A 17,552-nucleotide genomic window follows, 5' to 3' on the forward strand; every position below is an offset into this window, starting at 1 on the left:
CCGGCCCGGCGGATTGCGACCCACAAGAACGATGAACGAGACAAAGGACGCCTCATGCTGCTGACACCCGACCAGGAAGCCATTCGCGATGCGGTGCGTGACTTCGCCCAGGCGGAGCTCTGGCCGCACGCGCCGGCCTGGGACCGCGAGCACGCGTTCCCGAAGGCCGCACACCAGGGCTTGGCCGCGCTGGGTGCCTACGGCATCTGCGTGCCCGAGGAGGACGGAGGCGCTGGCCTTGACTACCTCACGCTCGCGCTGGTGCTCGAGGAGATCGCGGCCGGTGACGGCGGCACCAGCACGGCCATCAGCGTGACCAACTGCCCGGTCAACGCCATCCTCATGCGCTACGGCAGCGCGCAGCAGAAAAAGCAGTGGCTGCAGCCGCTTGCGCAGGGAAAGATGCTGGGCGCCTTCTGCCTGACCGAGCCGCAGGCCGGCAGCGACGCGTCGAGCCTGCGCACGACGGCCAGGAAGACGGCTGACGGCTACGTGATCGACGGCGTCAAGCAGTTCATCACCAGCGGCAAGAATGGGCAGGTGGCCATCGTCATCGCCATGACCGACAAGGCAGCCGGCAAGAAGGGCATGAGCGCGTTCCTGGTGCCGACCGACGCACCGGGCTACACGGTCGCGCGGCTGGAGGACAAACTGGGCCAGCACAGCAGCGACACCGCGCAGATCAACTTCGACGCCTGCCGCATTCCTGCCGAAAACCTGATCGGTCAGGAGGGCGAGGGCTACAAGATCGCGCTGGGCGCGCTGGAAGGAGGCCGCATCGGCATCGCCGCGCAGAGCGTAGGCATGGCGCGCAGCGCGTTCGACGTGGCGCTGGCCTATGCCAAGGAACGCCAGGCCTTCGGTGGCGCCATCTTCGACCAGCAGGCCGTCGGCTTCCGGCTGGCCGATTGCGCCACGCAGCTGGAGGCCGCACGCCAGCTCATCTGGCATGCCGCGAGCCTGCGCGACGCCGGCCGGCCGTGCCTCAAGGAAGCGGCCATGGCCAAGCTGTTCGCCAGCGAAATGGCCGAGCGCGTGTGCAGCGCCGCCATCCAGACGCTGGGCGGTTACGGCTATGTCAACGACTTTCCGCTGGAACGCATCTACCGGGACGTGCGGGTCTGCCAGATCTATGAAGGCACCTCGGACATCCAGAAGCTGCTGATCCAGCGTGCGCTGGCCTGAGCCCTGCGTGGTGCCTTTGGTGTTCCAATGGAGCCCGTCATGAGCAGCAGCCCCATCCCCTCCTCCGCCGGTCCTTGTCCTTGTGGTCGCACCGACCGGCGCGACAAGCCGATTGCCTATGCGCTGTGCTGCGGCCGCTACCTCGACGATTTCGATGCCGTGCCAGCGCCCGATGCGGAATCGCTGATGCGCTCGCGCTACACCGCGTTCGTGCGCGAGCGCGCCGATTACCTGCTCGCCACCTGGGAAGCGGAGCATCGTCCGGCGGTCGTCGAGTTCGAGCCCGGCGTGAAGTGGCTCGGGCTGGACGTGCGCTCACGCTCGGTGCTCGACGCCGACCATGCCGAAGTCGAATTCGTCGCGCGCCAGCGCAGCCTGGCCGGCGTGGCGACACGCCTGCACGAACGCAGCCGTTTCGTGCGAGCAGGAGAGCGTTGGTACTACATCGACGGCGATCGGCGTTGATCGCGGCGCGATTGTGTCTGCCCTAACAACGCTGTAGTTACTTTCGGCGTATTCCTCCACGTGTCCTGAGCCCTCACACTCGCGCCATGACCGTTCGCATTCGCTTTCATCCGCCGCATCTCTGGCCGCTTGCTGCTGCAAGGGCGTGGTTGCTGGCGGGCGCCGCGCTGTGGGGGGCCTTCGCAGCGCCAGCCGCCTTGGCGCAGGACGCCAACCGGCTCGTACCGTTCTCGAACGCGCAGGGCGCTCAGCCGCCGGCACCCTGGCGCTTCACCACCTTGCCGCACAAGGCACCGACCCGTTTCGACGTGACGACGCAGCCGGACGGCCAGCATGTGTTGAGGGTGGAGGCCGATCAGTCCTACGGCAACCTGGTGCATCCCACACAGGTGGTGCTCGGCCCTGGCACGTCGCTGGCCTGGCGCTGGCGCGTCGACGAGTTCGTACAGGGCGCCGACCTGCGCACCCGCGCGGGCGACGATGGTGCCGCCAAGCTCTGCGTGTTCTTCGACCTGGCGGTCGAGCGCCTGTCGTTCGGTGAGCGCGCCCGGCTGGCACTGGCCCGCAGCAGCACCGGTGAAGACATTCCCAGCGAGGTCCTGTGCTATGTCTGGGACAACCGGGAGGCCAAGGACACCCTGCTGGTCAACGCCTTCACCCAGCGCATGCGCATGCTGGTCCTTGAATCGGGCGCGACGCCCGGCGGCTGGTTGTCCGAGCGCCGCAGCGTGCTGGCGGACTACCGCAGGGCCTTCGGGACCGAGGCGGGTGACACGCTGCCCGACGTAGTGGCCGTCGCCGTCTCGGCCGACGCCGACAACACGCATGGCCACGGCCTGGCCTATTTCTCGGACATCGACCTGCGGGGTCCATGGGCCGTTCATCCCCCGGTGGTCGGGCCTGCAGGCGCCGCCCCGGGCACTGCGCCGTGAACGATCTGCTCGCACTGCTTGCCGGGCACGGCATTGCCGTGGTGTTTCTCGTGACGCTGGCCGCGCGGATCGGTGCGCCCGTGCCGGCCGTTCCGTTCCTGATCGTGGCTGGCGGACTGTCCTTCGGCGGGCAGGTGTCTTGGGTCGCCGTGGCACTGGCTGCCGTGTTCGCCAACATCCTTGGCGATGGGGTGTGGTTCCTGGCCGGGCGGCGTTGGGGTTACCGCGTCATGCGCCTGCTGTGCCGCATTTCGCTGTCGGCCGACTCCTGCGTCAAGCGCAGCGAATCCATTCTCGGGCGCTGGGGCGGCCTGTCGCTGATTGCGGCCAAGTTCGTGCCAGGCGTCTCGGTCGTCGCCCCGCCAATGGCCGGTGCGCTGGGCATGTCGATGCGGCGCTTCCTGGTCTACGAAACAGTGGGCGCGCTGATCTGGACGCTGGGCTTGCTGCTGGTCGGACGGTTGTTCCACTCGACGATCAACGATGTGCTGGCGGTGCTGTCGAATATCGGATTGGGTGCGCTCGTGGTACTGGCTGTGGCGCTGGCGGCCTTCCTGGCCTGGCGCTATCACCAGCGCCGCCTCGCACGGCGCGTCGACGACATCGACCTCATCGCTGTCGACGAACTGCGCCTTGCACTGGCCGGCGCAGGGGCGCCGGTGGTGGTGGACGTGCGCACGACGCAGTCCCGCGCGATCGATCCGCGTGCCATTCCCGGCGCGCTGCACATCGACTTCGGGCATCTGCCTGACCAGGTCGGGCAGCTTTCGAACGGACGTGCTGTGGTGGTGTTCTGTGACTGCCCCGCCGATGCGTCGGCGATCGCCGCTGCACGTGTGCTGATGGCCGGTGGCCTGCCGCGCGTCCGCGTGCTTGCCGGCGGACTCGACGCCTGGGTCGCGAGCGACGAACCACCGCACACCGAGACCGATCCGCGTCCGGCTGCAGCCGCGTGGATGACCTGAAGCTGGGTATGTGGAAGGAGCGGCGCCTTGGTTGACCTGCCATTCAACGAGTTCAACGACCCGGTCTGGGCGATCCTCGACGTGCTTCCCACGATGCTGTCTTACTGGGACAGCGAGTTGCAGTGCCGCTTTGCCAACCGCGCCTACGAGCAGTGGTTCGGCGTGAAGGCCTCGCATCTGTTCGGCAGTTCGCTGCGCGACCTGTTGGGCCCCGAGAACTTCGCACGGACCGAGCCGTACATCCGTGGTGTGCTGAGCGGCGTGCCGCAGGAGTTCGACCGGATGATGTCGGACCCCCAGCACCCTGGCCGCGCCGGGCTGGTGAACTACCTGCCGCACATCGTCAACGGCAAGGTGCTGGGTTTCGTCGTACAGGTCACCGACGTGAGCAGGCTCCACGACATTCAGGCGCAGTTGCGCGTGCAGGTCGAGGAAACCGAGCAGGCGCGACAGCTGTTGCAGAAGAGTGAGGCGAACCTGCGGCAGGCGCAGGGTGTCGGGCGTATCGGCAGCTGGGAATACGACGTGGAGAACGACGTCACCACCTGGTCGCACCAGCTCTACGCGATCTACGGCCTTCCGCCCGACCAGCCGCCACCCGGGTTCCCTGCACATGCGAGCCTGTACACGCCCGAGAGCTGGCTGCGGCTGGTCGTGGTGGTAGACCGCGCCATCCGGTTGGGTGAGCCGTACGCGCTCGAGCTCGAGTTCATCGATTCACGTGGTCGCCGTGGCTGGCTCGACGCGCGCGGCCGGGCGGACAGGGACAGGAGTGGGCGCATCGTCTCCCTGCACGGCACGGCGCAGGAGATCAGCGTGAACCGCCATCTGGCCGGGGCCGAGAGGGCGGTCATGGCGGCGGACCCCGCGCACGACCGGGTGGCCGCGCTGGCGCAGGCGCTGGATCAGGCGCGGGCGCGCATTGCCGAACTGGAGGCGCAATTGGCAGCGCGCTCGCCGCCGCACTGGACGCCCGAGCCCCCGGCGGCCTAGAATTGGCCCGCTCCGGGGCGCACGTACAGTCGTGCTGAGATGGCGAAATCGATCGCCGAACCCGCGAACTTGAACCGGTTAATACCGGCGGAAGAAGAGCTGCAACTGTTGCGTGCCCCAGGCCAATCCACGGCCTCGCGGCGCGTGACGGGCGAATGCGGAGCACCCTTTTCAAACCGAAGGAGTGCCCACATGAATGCCCCGGACAAGTTCGTTTCCCTTCTCACGCTGACGCGCGAGCCTTTTCCCGCCTCCTGCAAGGGTGCCATCGTCGGCAGCCGGCCCGACCTGCGCGTTCCGGTGCGCGACGTGTCGCTGACCAACGGCGAGGTCATCTCGCTCTACGACACCTCCGGCCCCTACACCGACCCGATGGCCGAGATCGACGTGCGCCGCGGCCTGCCCGATGTGCGTAGCGCCTGGATCGCCGAGCGCAGCGACACCGAAAGCTACGAAGGCCGTCTGCGCGCCGTGCTCGACGATGGCGTGAAGAACGGCGAACGCATGTCCAGCGCCGAGGACGCGCGCATTGCCAGCCTGCGCGCGCAAGCCGCTGCGCTGCAGCGCACCCCGCGCCGCGCGAAGTCGGGCGCCAACGTGACGCAGATGCACTACGCGCGCCGCGGCATCGTCACGCCCGAGATGGAATATGTGGCGTTGCGTGAAAACGGCCGGCGCGAGTGGATGGCCGAGTACCAGGCCGATGCCACCCGCGAAGCCCGGCTGCGCGGCAATCCGATGGGTGCTTCGATCCCGAAGATCATCACGCCCGAGTTCGTTCGCGACGAGGTGGCGCGCGGCCGCGCGATCATCCCGGCCAACATCAACCACCCCGAGGTGGAGCCGATGGCCATCGGCCGCAACTTCAAGGTCAAGATCAACGCCAACATCGGCAATTCGGCCGTGACTTCCAGCATCGAGGAAGAGGTCGACAAGCTGGTCTGGGCGATCCGCTGGGGCGCCGACAACGTGATGGACCTGAGCACCGGCAAGAACATCCACACCACGCGCGACTGGATCGTGCGCAACTCGCCGGTACCCATCGGCACGGTGCCGATCTACCAGGCGCTCGAGAAGGTCGGCGGCGTGGCCGAAGACCTCACGTGGGCGCTCTACCGCGACACGCTGATCGAGCAGGCGGAGCAGGGCGTCGACTATTTCACCATCCACGCGGGGCTGCGGCTGCCCTTCATCCACCTCACGGCCAACCGCATGACGGGCATCGTCTCGCGCGGCGGCTCGATCATGGCCAAGTGGTGCATCGCACACCACCAGGAGAGCTTCCTCTACACGCACTTCGAGGAGATCTGCGAGATCATGAAGGCCTATGACGTGAGCTTCTCGCTCGGCGACGGTCTGCGCCCGGGCTGCGCGTCCGATGCCAACGACGAAGCCCAGTTCGCGGAGCTGCGCACGCTGGGCGAGCTCACGCAGATCGCCTGGAAGCACGATGTGCAGACCATGATCGAGGGCCCCGGCCATGTGCCAATGCACCTGATCCAGGCCAACATGGACGAGCAGCTCAAGCATTGCCACGAGGCGCCGTTCTACACGCTCGGCCCGCTGACCATCGACATCGCCCCGGGCTACGATCACATCGCCAGCGCCATCGGCGCGGCCATGATCGGCTGGGCCGGCACCGCGATGCTCTGCTACGTCACGCCCAAGGAGCACCTGGGCCTGCCCGACCGTGACGACGTCAAGCAGGGGATCATCGCGTACAAGATCGCTGCGCATGCGGCCGACATCGCCAAGGGGCATCCGGGCGCGCGTTCGCGTGACGACGCGCTGAGCAAGGCGCGCTTCGAGTTCCGCTGGCAGGACCAGTTCAACCTGGGCCTCGACCCGGACACCGCACGTGCGTTCCATGACGAGACGCTGCCCAAGGACGCGAGCAAGGTCGCGCACTTCTGTTCGATGTGCGGGCCGAAGTTCTGCTCCATGAAGATCACGCAGGAGGTGCGCGAGTACGCAGCGGCCGGCATGAGCGCGAAGTCCGACGAATTCAAGGCGGGTGGCGGCGAGATGTACATCCCGATCCAGCCGGCGGCACCGCAATCGCCGTGACGCGCTGAAAGCGTCTCAGGCTTTCAGCGCCTCGAGCACGGCGTCCAGCATCGCCTTGGCATCTCCGAACAGCATGCGGTTGTTCGCCTTGTAGAAAAGCGGGTTGTCGACGCCGGCGTAGCCAGAGGCCATGCTGCGCTTCATGACGATGCTGACCCTGGCTTTCCAGACTTCGAGGACGGGCATGCCGGCAATGGGGCTGCCGGGGTCGTCCTGGGCGGCGGGGTTGACGATGTCGTTGGCGCCGATGACCAGGGCCACATCGGTGTTCGGGAAGTCCTGGTTGAGTTCGTCCATCTCGAACACGATGTCATACGGAACCTTGGCTTCCGCGAGCAGCACATTCATGTGCCCCGGCATGCGCCCGGCCACCGGATGAATGCCAAAGCGCACGTTCACGCCCTTCTGGCGCAGGAGTTTGCTGATCTCGGACACCGTGTGCTGCGATTGTGCGGCGGCCATGCCGTAGCCCGGAACGATGATCACCGACTTGGCCGCACGCAGGAGTTCGGCGGTTTGCTGCGCAGTCACGGGCGTGATCTCGCCCTGAGGCTGTGCCGTGCCGGCGGCACCCGACGCGGGCTTGGGCGTGCTGCTGGTGCCGAAGCCTCCGGCAATGACACTGATGAAACTGCGGTTCATCGCCTTGCACATGATGGACGACAGGATGGCGCCGCTGGAGCCCACCAGCGCACCGACCACGATGAGCAGATCGTTGGACAGCATGAAGCCCGTCGCCGCTGCAGCCCAGCCGGAATAGCTGTTGAGCATCGACACCACCACCGGCATGTCCGCCCCGCCGATGGCCATGACCATGTGCACGCCGAACAACAGGGCCAGGAGCGTCATGCCAGCCAGCGGCCACAGGCCGGACCGGGTGTCGGGCGATTGCAGAAAGACGTACCCCAGGCAGATGACCAGCAACAGCGCGATCAGGTTGAGCGCATTGCGCCCCGGCAGCAGCACCGGACTGCCGCCGATGCGGCCGGACAACTTGCCAAACGCAATCACCGAGCCCGACAGGGTGACCGCGCCGATGAAGATGCCGATGTAGATCTCCAGCGCGTGGATGGTGTGGGCCGTGCTCGGTGCGACATCGCCGGCTGCCGGGTCCATGAAAGTGGCGAAGCCGACAAGCATGGCCGCCAGCCCCACCAAGCTGTGCATCAAGGCCACCAGTTCGGGCATTTGCGTCATCTTCACCGTGCGCGCGGCATACAGGCCGATGGTGCCGCCGATGAGCATCGCACCGGCAATCCAGGGCAGGCCCGCTGCCGTGACCTGCGGACCCAGCACGGTGGCCAGCACGGCGATCGTCATGCCGACCATGCCGTACAGGTTGCCGCGCAGCGCGGTCGCCTGGTTGGACAGACCGCTCAGGCTCAGGATGAAAAGAATGGTCGCGCCGATGTAGGCGACCGTGGCAAGGCTTGAAGACATGCAGCGCCTTTTGCTTATTTGCGGAACATGGCCAGCATGCGTCGCGTCACGGCGAAGCCGCCAAACATGTTGATGGCGGTCAGCACCACGGCCGCTGCGGCCACCCAGGTGATCAGGCCGCGAGATCCGCCCGCCGGGCTGTTGCCGGGCGATATCTGCACCAGCGCGCCGATGACGATGATGCTGCTGATGGCGTTGGTGACGCTCATCAAGGGCGTGTGCAATGCGGGCTTGACGTTCCAGACCACCATGTAGCCCACGAAGCAGGCCAGCACGAACACGGTGAAGTGCGACAGGAATTCCTCTGGCGCATGGGCCCCCACGAACCAGAACGCGACGGCTGCCAGAGCGAACACGAGGGCCAGCTTGCGGCCTGCCATGGACTCGCTCTGTGCGTCGTGCGTCGGCTGGGGTGGGGTCACGGCGGCCACGGGCCGGGCCGTGACAGCAGGTGCTGCGGACAGTTGGGGCGCGGGAGGCGGCCAGGTGATGTGGCCCTGGTGGATGACCGTCGCGCCCCGGATGACTTCGTCATCCATGTCAACGACGTAATGCCCGTTCCTGGCTTTGCACAGGTCTTCCGAGAAACGCCACAGGTTGGTGGCATACAGCGTGCTGGCCTGCTTGGGCAGACGACCCGGCAGATCGGTGTAGCCAATGAGGGTCACCCCGTGCCGCACCACCACCCGGCCTGGCTCGGTGAGTTCGCAGTTGCCGCCTTGCTCGGCCGCCATGTCCACGATCACGCTGCCGGGCTTCATCGACTGCACCATCTCGGCCGTGATGAGCTGGGGCGCAGGCTTGCCGGGGATGAGGGCGGTCGTGATGATGATGTCCACCTCGCGCGCCTGCTGGGCGAAAGCCGCTTTCTGCGCCTTCTGGAAGCCTTCACTCATGACCTTGGCGTAGCCGCCCACGCCTGAGCCTTCCTCGACATAGTCCACGGGCACGTACTCGCCGCCCAGCGAGGCAATCTGGTCGGCCACCTCGGGGCGGGTGTCGTTGGCCCGCACGATGGCGCCCAGGCCCGCGGCTGCACCGATGGCCGCCAGGCCCGCCACACCCGCGCCAATGACGAACACCTTGGCAGGCGGCACCTTTCCCGCAGCCGTGATCTGGCCAGTGAAGAAGCGGCCGAAATGATAGGCGGCCTCGATGACCGCCCGGTAGCCCGCCACGTTGGACATGGACGACAGGCCGTCGTTCTTCTGCGCGCGCGAGATGCGCGGCATGCTGTCGATCGCCAGCACCGTGGCTTGGCGGGCGGCCAGCAATTGCATCAGGTCCGGGTTCTGCGCTGGCCAGATGAAACTGACCAATGTCCCGCCTTGGCGCAGGAGGGCGACTTCATCGGGCGCCGGCGCGCGCACCTTGAACACGATGTCCGACATGGACCACAGCGCAGCGGCGCCCTGCACGATCTGCGCCCCTGCAGCGCGATAGGCCTCGTCGTCGAAATCGGCCTGTTCACCGGCGCCGGATTCCACCGCCACCTTGAAACCGAGCTTGATGAGCTTCTCCACGACCTCGGGCACGGTGGCCACGCGCTTCTCGCCGGGGAAGATTTCACGCGGAACACCGATGCGCTGGACATCCGCCTGCGGCAATTCGCCGGCAGGCACGAGCACTTCTTGCATGGGGGAAAACTCCTCGACCCGTCCAGCGGGAAGATCCGTCAGGATGGACGGCGCCGCTCGCAGATCAGGCGGCGCCTGGTGACATGGCAGCGGCCGCCGGTCTCAATACAGGCCGACTTTGGACTCGGCCATGCTGATGAAGATGTTCTTGCACTGCGAATAGTGGTCGAGCATCATCTTGTGGTTCTCCCGTCCGATGCCCGATTTCTTGTAGCCGCCGAACGGCGCATGCGCGGGCAGCTGGTTGTAGGTATTGATCCACATCCGGCCGGTCTCCACGCCCATGGCGACACGCAGTGCGCGGTTGAGGTCGCGTGTCCAGACGGCGCCTGCCAGCCCGTATTCGCTGTCGTTGGCCATGGAGATGACTTCGTCCACGTCGGTGAACTTCACCACGGTCGCCACCGGGCCGAAGATTTCCTCCTGCGAAAGGCGTGCCTTGTTGTTCTTCACCGCAATGAGGGTCGGGCGCATGAAGCATCCTTTAGCGAGCTCGCCGTCCGTCACCGCCGTGCCGCCGGCGAGCACCTCGCCTTCCTGGCGGCCGATGTCGACATACGACAGGATGCCGTCGAGTTGCTTGCGGTTGACCTGTGGTCCCATCTGCGTGGCATCGAGCCAGGGCAGACCCACATGGACGTTGTTGAAAGCCTGGACGGTTTCATCCACGAACCGGTTGTAGATGTCCGCATGGACGAAGAGGCGCGAGCCGGCGCAGCAGACCTGTCCCTGATTGAACAGAATGCCCAGCTGCACGCCCTCGATGGCTTTGTCCCAGGGCGCGTCGGGGAAGACGATGTTGGCGGACTTGCCGCCCAGTTCCAGCGTCGCAGGAATGAGCTTTTTGGCAGCGGCTTCAGCCACCGTGTAGCCGATTTCGGTGGAGCCGGTGAACGCCAGCTTGCGAAAGCCTTCATGCTGCAGCATGTAGTCGCCTGTCGTGGAGCCCTTGCCGGTGATCACGTTGACCACGCCTTTGGGCAGGATGTCGGCCATGATCTTGGCCAGTTCCAGCAGGCTCAGCGGCGTGTCGGAAGAGGGTTTGATCACGATGCAGTTGCCTGCAGCCAACGCGGGCGAGATCTTCCACGCCGCCATGAGCAGCGGGAAGTTCCACGGAATGATCTGCCCCACCACCCCCAGCGGCTCACGCATCACCAGGCTCAGCGTGTCCTTGTCGAGCAGCGTGGAGCTCCCTTCCTCGGTGCGAATCGCGGCAGCGAAGTAGCGGAAGTGGTCGATGGCAAGGGGCACATCCACCCCTGTCGTCTCCCGAATGGGCTTGCCGTTGTCCAGCGTCTCCACCATGGCCAGCTGCTGTGCCTTGGCCTCCATCGCATCGGCGATCCGTGTCAGGTAGGCCGCCCGCTGCGTGGGGCTGGTGTGCCGCCAGCTCGCAAAGGCCCCCCATGCCGCCCGAACGGCGGCGTCCACGTCCTCCTTATCGGCCGCGGCGCAACGGGCCAGCAACTCGCCGGTAGAGGGGCTGAAGGTATCGAAGGTCTTGCCCGACGCGCTTTCCACCCATTCCCCATTGATGAAGAGACGGTAGCTGCTGTCGATATGGTCGGAAACTTTCACTGCGTTCTCCTGGAATTGCACAGATTCATCAGTACGCGTCGTCGACGCGTTCACGAGGTCACTGTAGGTCGCAGGCCCAACCGCCTTGTTGACCGGGATCAAGGAAAGCGGTGCGGTCGTGAGGGGTCACAAATCTGGATACCATGAGGAGATGACGCTGACACTCCCCTTTGACGCCGTGCTCTTCGACTGCGATGGCGTGCTGGTCGACTCCGAACCCATCACCGCCCGTGTGCTCTCGCAGATGATGCGTGAGCTCGGCTGGGACATCACGCCCGAGGAGTCCTTGCGCGTCTTTCTCGGCAAGGCCGTCAAGGACGAAGCGGCCACCATCCTGGCGAAGACCGGCTTTGCGATCACCACCGAATGGCTGCACGGCTTCTGGCAGCGCCGCAACGAAGCCCTCGACCGTGAGCTGGTCGAGATTCCCGGCGCACCCTCGGCCGTGCGCGCGCTGTACGCGAAGCTCGACGGGCACATCGCCTGTGCATCGGGCGCCGACCGCCGCAAGATCGAACTGCAGCTCGACAAGATCGGGATCCGCGACGCGTTCGAAGGCCGCATCTTCAGCGGCCACGAGACGCCGCGCTCCAAGCCCTTTCCCGATGTGTATCTGGCCGCGGCCGAGGCGCTCGGCGTCGATGCGAAGCGCTGCGCGGTGATCGAGGACACCGTGACCGGCGCCACCGCCGGCGTGGCTGCCGGCGCGACCGTGTTCGGCTACTGCCCAGGCGGCCTGGGGCACAGCAGCGCCGAGGCGCTGCGCGCCGTCGGCGTGGCCCATCTCTTCACCGACATGGCCGCCTTGCCCGACGTGCTGGCGGCCTGGGATGCAAGCGCTGTAACCGATACAGCGACCTGAGCCGCTCCTGCGCGTCAGGCCTCGAAATGCGGCCCCGGCCCTGCGTGGGCCAGCGCATCTTCGGCATTGCGCAGCGGACAGGCCTTGAGCGACAGGCAGCCGCAGCCAATGCAGCCGTCGAGCTGGTCGCGCAACTGTGTGAGGCTCTGGATGCGCGCGTCGAGTTCGTCCTTCCAGCTGCGCGAAAGGCGGCGCCAATCGGCCGCGTTGGGCGTGCGTGCTGCCGGCAGCGCCTGCAGCGCGTCGGCGATCGACGCGAGCGGCATACCCACGCGCTGCGCCACCTTGATCACCGCCACGCGGCGCAGCACCGATCGCGGATAGCGTCGCTGGTTGCCCGCGCTGCGCAGCGACTGGATCAGGCCCTTCGATTCGTAGAAGTGCAGCGCCGAGATGGCCAGACCGCTGCGCGCAGCGACTTCGCCGACGCCGAGTTCGAGTTCGAGCGGCGTGTCGGCGATGTCGGCGATGTCGGAAGAGGCGTTCTGCGTGATGGAACGAGAAGGGGAACGAGCAGGCATGGTATTTCCTGAAAGTGCTTGACCTCAAGCAAAGTTGAGGTTTGATACTAAGGCTTTCCTCATGCATTCCTTCGCTGCCATGCCGCTCCCGTCCGTTTTCCCTGCTCCTCCTTCTGCCTCTGCACACCTGTTCATCAACCCATCCCGGCTCTACGATCCACGCGCCAACGGCTACTCGCACGTGGTGGTCGACCACAGCGAGGCGCGCCTGGCCGTGATGAGCGCTGCGTTGCGCGCCGTCTGGAGCGACGGGCTCGCGCCCGCCTGCACGTTGATTCCCGTGCCACGCCTGGCGCTCAACGGCATGCTGGTGGAGATCGACGCGACCGCCGTGGTGCCGCTTGCCGATGGGGTCTGCGCATGAGGCCGGTAGGCGTGCCTGCCGAGGCGCCTGCTGTTCTGGCCACCCATGCAAGCGCAACCGTCGACGCCACTGTGCAGGCGCCCGTCGCCTACCTGCGCACACCGGTGCTGTTGCTCATGGCCGTGGCCACGGGCCTGTGCGCGGGCAGCAACTACTTCAACCAGCCGCTGCTGCATTCGATCGCCGTCGGCCTGCGGGTGAGCGAGGCCGCTGCCGCGCTCACGGTCACGCTGGCACAGGTGGCCTATGCATTCGGGCTGCTCTTGCTCGTGCCGCTGGGCGACAAGCTGGAGCGACGTGCGCTGGCCGTCGGCCTGATGGTGTTGTCGGCGCTCGGGCTGCTGATCAGCGGCTACGCGCAGGGCTTCGGCATGCTGGTGGCGGGCACGGTGCTGACAGGACTGTTCTCGGTGGCCGCGCAGACGCTGGTGCCCATGGCGGCCACGCTGTCGGACCCGCGGCGCAGCGGCCAGGCGGTGGGTCTCGTGATGAGCGGGCTGCTCACGGGCATCCTGGTGGCGCGCAGCGTGGCCGGGTTGCTGTCGGGCGTGGGCGGCTGGAGCATGGTGTACCGCGCGGCAGCGGTCGCGATGCTGGTACTGGCCGCAGCGCTGTGGTTCGCGCTGCCGCGCTCGCGCAATCCGTCGCCAGCGAGCTACCTGCGGCTGCTGCGTTCGCTGGGCACGCTCTTCATGCGCCATCCGCGGTTGCGCAGCCGTGCCTTGCTGGGGGCGCTGAGCTTCGGCGCGGTCAGCGTGCTGTTCTCGACCATGGCGTTGTTGCTGGCCGGGCCGGGCTACCGCATGGGCGACGCGGCCATCGGGCTGGTCGGCCTCGTGGGCGTGGCCGGCGCGCTGACGGCCAGCGTCGCCGGCCGGCTGGCCGACCGCGGCTGGGGCCAGACCACCTCCACCGTGGGCGTGCTGATGCTGCTGGCGAGTTGGGGCCTCCTGTGGCTCGGCATCGACCATCTGGGCTGGTTCCTGCTGGGCATGCTGCTGATCGACATCGGACTGCCCAGCGTGCACATCAGCAACCAGAACGTCATCTACCAGCTGGCACCCGAGGCGCGGGCGCGCATCAACGCGGTCTACATGACGAGCTACTTCACGGGCGCTGCGTCCGGCTCTGCGCTGGGCGCATTCGCCTGGCGGCACGGCGGGTGGCAGACGACCTGCCTGTTCGGCGCGGCCGTGGCCTTGCTGGCCGGTGTGGCTCTGGTGTACGACCAAAGGCTGGCCCGCCGCAGCGCGGACTGAAGCGTCGGCAGGTTGGAAGCCCCGCGCACTCGGCATCCGACGCCCACCGGGGCTGCGCACCTACATGCGCTCGGGCACCGTGCCACGGAACCTTTGCCGGACCCGCGGCCCCAATAAGGCCTTCGTATCTGACTGGAGCCTGACTTGACCTCTTCCGAAACCCGGGCCATTGTGACCTTGAGCCTGCTGGCCGCCTTCGTGGACGGCGACAAGCACGAGCGCGAGCGCGCCGAGATCAAGCGCATCGCCGAGGGCCTTTCCGGTGACGATGGCTTGCACCTGCCCTCGCTGTACCAGGACGTCCTCATGAAGCGTGTGTCGCTGGCCTCGGTGGCGGGCGAGCTCCAGAGCGAAACGTCGCGCCAGCTGGCCTACGAAATGGCGGTGTGTGTCTGCGACGCCGACGGCACGCAGTCCGACGCCGAACGCCGGTTCCTGGGCGAGGTCCGCGAAAGCCTGAAGCTCGACGCTGGCGCTGCCGAACAGTTCTCCAGCACGGCCGAAGCCATGGCTGCGGTGCCCCTGAGCGGCAGTGCGGCCGCTGCGACCATCCCGGTGTCTTCCGCCCCAGCTGCGACCCCAGCGGCGGTGTCGGCGTTGTCGTCGGTCGACAGCAGCGAGCTCGACCGTGCGATCCTGAATGCTTCGATCGTCAATGGCGCGCTCGAACTGTTGCCAGAAACGCTGTCGACGATGGCAATCATTCCGCTTCAGATGAAGCTGGTGTATCGCATCGGCAAGGCCTACGGGTTCGAGCTCGACCGCGGCCACATCAAGGATTTCATTGCCACGCTGGGCGTTGGCCTGACCTCGCAGTACCTCGAGCAGGCCGGCCGCAAGCTGCTGGGCGGCCTGTTGGGCAAGGTCGGTGGCGGTTTGCTGCGCGGGGTGGGCAACCAGGCGGTGAGTTCAGGCATGAGCTTCGCGAGCACCTACGCGCTCGGCCACGTCGCCAAGCGCTATTACGCGGGTGGCCGCAAGCTGTCCACGCAAATGCTCAAGGACACCTATGCCAACGTGGTGCAGGAGGGCAAGGGCCTGCAGACGCAGTACCTCCCTGCGATCCAGGAAAAGGCGCGCACGCTGGACGCCGGCAAGGTGCTGGCCATGGTGCGCGGCGCTTGAGAACGGAGGCGCAAATGAACCTGCGCAACGCCTTCAGCCGCGAAGCGGCAAGGTGACTGTTGCCGCCAGCGGCACGCCTTCGAGCGTCTCGCCGCTGCCCACGATCACGGCTTGGGACGGCTTGGCGGCCCAGTGGGTCAGTGCCCTCCAAAGGCAACGGCGCGACGCGGCGTCCAGTCCGCCGGTGGGCTCGTCGATCAGCACCAGCGCACGGCCCGAGGCCAGCGCCGACGCCAGCCAGACCTTGCGCCGCGATCCGGTCGACAGCATGTACATGGGCTTGTCGATCTGCGGCGCGAGCGCAAAGCCTTCGACCAGTTCCTGCCAGAAAGCTTCGTCGAACGCGGGATCGTCCTCCCGCAGCCTGGCGGTACAGGCACGGCCGGTCACGGGGTCCAGGGCCGCATCGGTGTGGTCGCCAAAGAACACGTGGCGGCGGTAGGCTGCGGGGTCGCGCGCGAGGTCGACACCCGCCACCGTGAGCCGGCCGGCGTCCGCAGGCTGCATGCCGGCGAGTACCCGCAGCAGCGTCGATTTGCCAGCGCCCGTGTCGCCATGGACCCAGGTGACACCGGCCGCAATGCGGGTGGACCAGCCGTCGACGATGGGTGTTTGATGCGGATAGCCGACGCGCAACCGATGGATATCGAGCAGAGGGGGGAGGGCGGTCATGGACATGCCCGCAACGGTACCTCATGCGGACGCTCGCCTACGATGCGCCGATGTCCGACACCCGTGCTATTGCTGCCGTCATGGCCACGCAGGCGGCGGCGGGCTTCACTCGCTCTTGAGGATCGTCTCGCCCTGGAGCGGACCCATGTCCTGGATGTTCACGCGGTGCCGCTTCCAGCCGGCCATGGTGCGGCGCAGGTTCAGCAGCGAGACGAAGCAATACACGGCCTTGAACATCATCAGCGAGCCGCGGTAGGCCGGCCCCTGGCGCATGTCTGCCGCCAGCAACGACATCAGTCCTTGCTTGACCTTGAACATGTTCTGCGGATGCATGAACATGTCACGGATCGTCGGGTTGGTGACCCGGTAGATGAACCATGAATAGTCGCGCGGCCCGATGCGCATGCGCTTTTCCAGTGCGCGGCGCGCGGCAGGCAGTTCGGCTGGCCGTTCGAGTGCCTTCTCGACCAGTGTGGCGCCATCGAACGCGTTCTGCATCGCCAGGAACACGCCTGACGAGAACATCGGGTCGATGAAGGTGAAGGCGTCGCCCACCATCAGGTAACGGTCGCCGGTCGCATGCGTACTCGTGTAGGCGAAATTGCCGGTGGCGTGCACCGCGTCGTCCACCAGCGTCGCATCCTTGAGCCGGTCGTGCAGCTCGGGACACAGTGCGATGGTGTCGTAGAAATAGTCCTTCAGCGGCTTGTTGCGAGCCTTCAGGTAGTAGGCCCAGCACACGGCGCCCACGCTGGTCGTGCCATCGGCCAGCGGGATGAACCAGAACCAGCCATGTTCGAACCAGCAGATGCTGATGTTCCCCTCGCGCTTGCCTTGCAGCCGGCGCGCGTTGCGGAAGTGGCCGAACAGGGCCGTGCTGTTGTGGTTGGGGTTCTTCTTCTTGCTCTTGAGCTGGGTGGCCAGCACCGTGTCGCGGCCGCTCGCGTCGACCACGAAGCGCGCGCGCCAGGTGCGTTGCGCACCGTCGTCGAGCGTCGCCCGCACGGTGGCGCCCTGGTCGTCGAAGTCGACCTGCCGCACCCTGGCACCTTCGATCGTCACGGCACCTTCGTTGGCGGCATGGCGGAACAGCAGTTCGTCGAGTTCCGAACGCCGCACCTGCCAGGCCGAATCCTTGGTCGGGTCCCAGCCCTCGGCGAAGTCGACGTAGCTGCAGTAGTCGAGATCGGGCGGCACGAATTCGATGCCGAACTTGGGCATGCCGATCCGGGCGACCTGCTCTCGCACGCCCAGCTTCTCGAACAGTTCAACGTTGCCCGGCAGCAGCGATTCGCCGATGTGAAAGCGCGGATGGTGTTCCTTTTCCAGCATCACGACCTTCCGGCCCTGCCGCGCCAACAACGTGGCCATTGTCGAGCCCGCCGGTCCGCCGCCGATCACGAGCACCTCACAGTCCTGGGTTGCTTGCATGGGTCTGCCTCTCCTGCGAATGGAATTGAAACGCGGTCCGATTGTGCCGGGTC

At 66.6% G+C, this 17,552-nt stretch carries 16 protein-coding genes and 1 riboswitch; of the genes, 10 read left to right on the top strand and 6 right to left on the bottom strand.

From position 1 onward, the window contains the following. The first annotated feature begins 54 nt into the window (after positions 1-54). From J2W36_RS02335 to thiC, 6 genes are all read left to right on the top strand, one after another. Positions 55-1,185, top strand: a complete 1,131-nt coding sequence (locus J2W36_RS02335) for an acyl-CoA dehydrogenase family protein (RefSeq protein WP_307688064.1) — start codon at positions 55-57, stop codon at positions 1,183-1,185. A gap of 39 nt (positions 1,186-1,224) precedes the next feature. Then, positions 1,225-1,650 (top strand): YchJ family protein, encoded by a 426-nt coding sequence (locus J2W36_RS02340; protein ID WP_307688065.1) that lies wholly within the window; start codon positions 1,225-1,227, stop codon positions 1,648-1,650. An 86-nt stretch (positions 1,651-1,736) separates the two neighbouring features. Next, complete coding sequence (locus J2W36_RS02345) at positions 1,737-2,582, top strand: DUF3047 domain-containing protein (RefSeq protein ID WP_307688066.1); 846 nt, start codon at positions 1,737-1,739, stop codon at positions 2,580-2,582. Then, positions 2,579-3,547 carry a VTT domain-containing protein gene (locus J2W36_RS02350; RefSeq protein ID WP_307688067.1) on the top strand — a complete coding sequence of 323 codons (969 nt, stop codon included), beginning with the start codon at positions 2,579-2,581 and terminating at the stop codon, positions 3,545-3,547. The genes J2W36_RS02345 and J2W36_RS02350 overlap by 4 nt, the downstream gene beginning before the upstream one ends. A gap of 27 nt (positions 3,548-3,574) precedes the next feature. Then, positions 3,575-4,540 (top strand): PAS domain-containing protein, encoded by a 966-nt coding sequence (locus tag J2W36_RS02355; protein WP_307688068.1) that lies wholly within the window; start codon positions 3,575-3,577, stop codon positions 4,538-4,540. 3 nt (positions 4,541-4,543) lie between these two features. After that, positions 4,544-4,653: riboswitch (TPP riboswitch) on the top strand. A gap of 79 nt (positions 4,654-4,732) precedes the next feature. Beyond that, positions 4,733-6,607, top strand: coding sequence for a phosphomethylpyrimidine synthase ThiC (thiC, locus tag J2W36_RS02360; RefSeq protein ID WP_307688069.1), 1,875 nt, complete (start codon positions 4,733-4,735; stop codon positions 6,605-6,607). Positions 6,608-6,622: 15 nt separating this feature from the next. Here thiC and pntB read toward each other — a convergent pair whose 3' ends face one another. The 3 genes from pntB to J2W36_RS02375 all read right to left on the bottom strand — a co-directional run bounded on the left by pntB (position 6,623) and on the right by J2W36_RS02375 (position 11,265). Beyond that, the gene (gene pntB / locus J2W36_RS02365) at positions 6,623-8,047 is read right to left on the bottom strand and encodes a Re/Si-specific NAD(P)(+) transhydrogenase subunit beta (RefSeq protein ID WP_307688070.1); all 1,425 of its coding nucleotides are present in this window, start codon (positions 8,045-8,047) and stop codon (positions 6,623-6,625) included. A gap of 14 nt (positions 8,048-8,061) precedes the next feature. Then, entirely contained in the window at positions 8,062-9,684 is a 1,623-nt protein-coding gene (locus J2W36_RS02370) for a Re/Si-specific NAD(P)(+) transhydrogenase subunit alpha (RefSeq protein WP_307688071.1), read from the bottom strand. Positions 9,685-9,786: 102 nt separating this feature from the next. Then, positions 9,787-11,265, bottom strand: a complete 1,479-nt coding sequence (locus J2W36_RS02375; RefSeq protein WP_307688072.1) for an aldehyde dehydrogenase family protein — start codon at positions 11,263-11,265, stop codon at positions 9,787-9,789. A 151-nt stretch (positions 11,266-11,416) separates the two neighbouring features. Here J2W36_RS02375 and J2W36_RS02380 point away from each other — a divergent pair, with 151 nt between their 5' ends. Continuing rightward, positions 11,417-12,127, top strand: coding sequence for an HAD family hydrolase (locus J2W36_RS02380; protein ID WP_307688073.1), 711 nt, complete (start codon positions 11,417-11,419; stop codon positions 12,125-12,127). A gap of 14 nt (positions 12,128-12,141) precedes the next feature. Here J2W36_RS02380 and soxR read toward each other — a convergent pair whose 3' ends face one another. Continuing rightward, entirely contained in the window at positions 12,142-12,648 is a 507-nt protein-coding gene (gene soxR, locus J2W36_RS02385; RefSeq protein ID WP_307688074.1) for a redox-sensitive transcriptional activator SoxR, read from the bottom strand. A gap of 61 nt (positions 12,649-12,709) precedes the next feature. Here soxR and J2W36_RS02390 point away from each other — a divergent pair, with 61 nt between their 5' ends. From J2W36_RS02390 to J2W36_RS02400, 3 genes are all read left to right on the top strand, one after another. Continuing rightward, a complete protein-coding gene (locus J2W36_RS02390; RefSeq protein ID WP_370869241.1) occupies positions 12,710-13,012 on the top strand; it encodes a hypothetical protein in 303 nt (100 codons plus the stop codon). After that, positions 13,009-14,271 (top strand): MFS transporter, encoded by a 1,263-nt coding sequence (locus J2W36_RS02395; protein WP_370869242.1) that lies wholly within the window; start codon positions 13,009-13,011, stop codon positions 14,269-14,271. Before J2W36_RS02390 ends, J2W36_RS02395 begins: the two co-directional genes overlap by 4 nt. 144 nt (positions 14,272-14,415) lie before the next feature. Next, the gene (locus J2W36_RS02400; protein WP_307688075.1) at positions 14,416-15,396 is read left to right on the top strand and encodes a YcjF family protein; all 981 of its coding nucleotides are present in this window, start codon (positions 14,416-14,418) and stop codon (positions 15,394-15,396) included. 33 nt (positions 15,397-15,429) lie between these two features. Here J2W36_RS02400 and J2W36_RS02405 read toward each other — a convergent pair whose 3' ends face one another. Beyond that, positions 15,430-16,068, bottom strand: a complete 639-nt coding sequence (locus J2W36_RS02405; protein WP_307688076.1) for an ABC transporter ATP-binding protein — start codon at positions 16,066-16,068, stop codon at positions 15,430-15,432. A 105-nt stretch (positions 16,069-16,173) separates the two neighbouring features. Further along, complete coding sequence (locus J2W36_RS02410; RefSeq protein WP_307688077.1) at positions 16,174-17,499, bottom strand: NAD(P)/FAD-dependent oxidoreductase; 1,326 nt, start codon at positions 17,497-17,499, stop codon at positions 16,174-16,176. Between the last annotated feature and the right edge of the window lie 53 nt (positions 17,500-17,552).

It is taken from the genome of Variovorax ginsengisoli (assembly GCF_030811835.1).
Lineage (GTDB): Bacteria > Pseudomonadota > Gammaproteobacteria > Burkholderiales > Burkholderiaceae_C > Variovorax > Variovorax ginsengisoli_C.

Coding starts and splice junctions, on each gene's coding strand:
- J2W36_RS02390 (WP_370869241.1), top strand. CDS start 12,710: ATGCATTCCTTCGCTGCCATGCCGCTCCCGTCCGTTTTCCCTGCTCCT.
- soxR (WP_307688074.1), bottom strand. CDS start 12,648: ATGCCTGCTCGTTCCCCTTCTCGTTCCATCACGCAGAACGCCTCTTCC.
- J2W36_RS02410 (WP_307688077.1), bottom strand. CDS start 17,499: ATGCAAGCAACCCAGGACTGTGAGGTGCTCGTGATCGGCGGCGGACCG.
- J2W36_RS02370 (WP_307688071.1), bottom strand. CDS start 9,684: ATGCAAGAAGTGCTCGTGCCTGCCGGCGAATTGCCGCAGGCGGATGTC.
- J2W36_RS02335 (WP_307688064.1), top strand. CDS start 55: ATGCTGCTGACACCCGACCAGGAAGCCATTCGCGATGCGGTGCGTGAC.
- J2W36_RS02395 (WP_370869242.1), top strand. CDS start 13,009: ATGAGGCCGGTAGGCGTGCCTGCCGAGGCGCCTGCTGTTCTGGCCACC.
- J2W36_RS02340 (WP_307688065.1), top strand. CDS start 1,225: ATGAGCAGCAGCCCCATCCCCTCCTCCGCCGGTCCTTGTCCTTGTGGT.
- thiC (WP_307688069.1), top strand. CDS start 4,733: ATGAATGCCCCGGACAAGTTCGTTTCCCTTCTCACGCTGACGCGCGAG.
- J2W36_RS02405 (WP_307688076.1), bottom strand. CDS start 16,068: ATGACCGCCCTCCCCCCTCTGCTCGATATCCATCGGTTGCGCGTCGGC.
- J2W36_RS02380 (WP_307688073.1), top strand. CDS start 11,417: ATGACGCTGACACTCCCCTTTGACGCCGTGCTCTTCGACTGCGATGGC.
- J2W36_RS02345 (WP_307688066.1), top strand. CDS start 1,737: ATGACCGTTCGCATTCGCTTTCATCCGCCGCATCTCTGGCCGCTTGCT.
- pntB (WP_307688070.1), bottom strand. CDS start 8,047: ATGTCTTCAAGCCTTGCCACGGTCGCCTACATCGGCGCGACCATTCTT.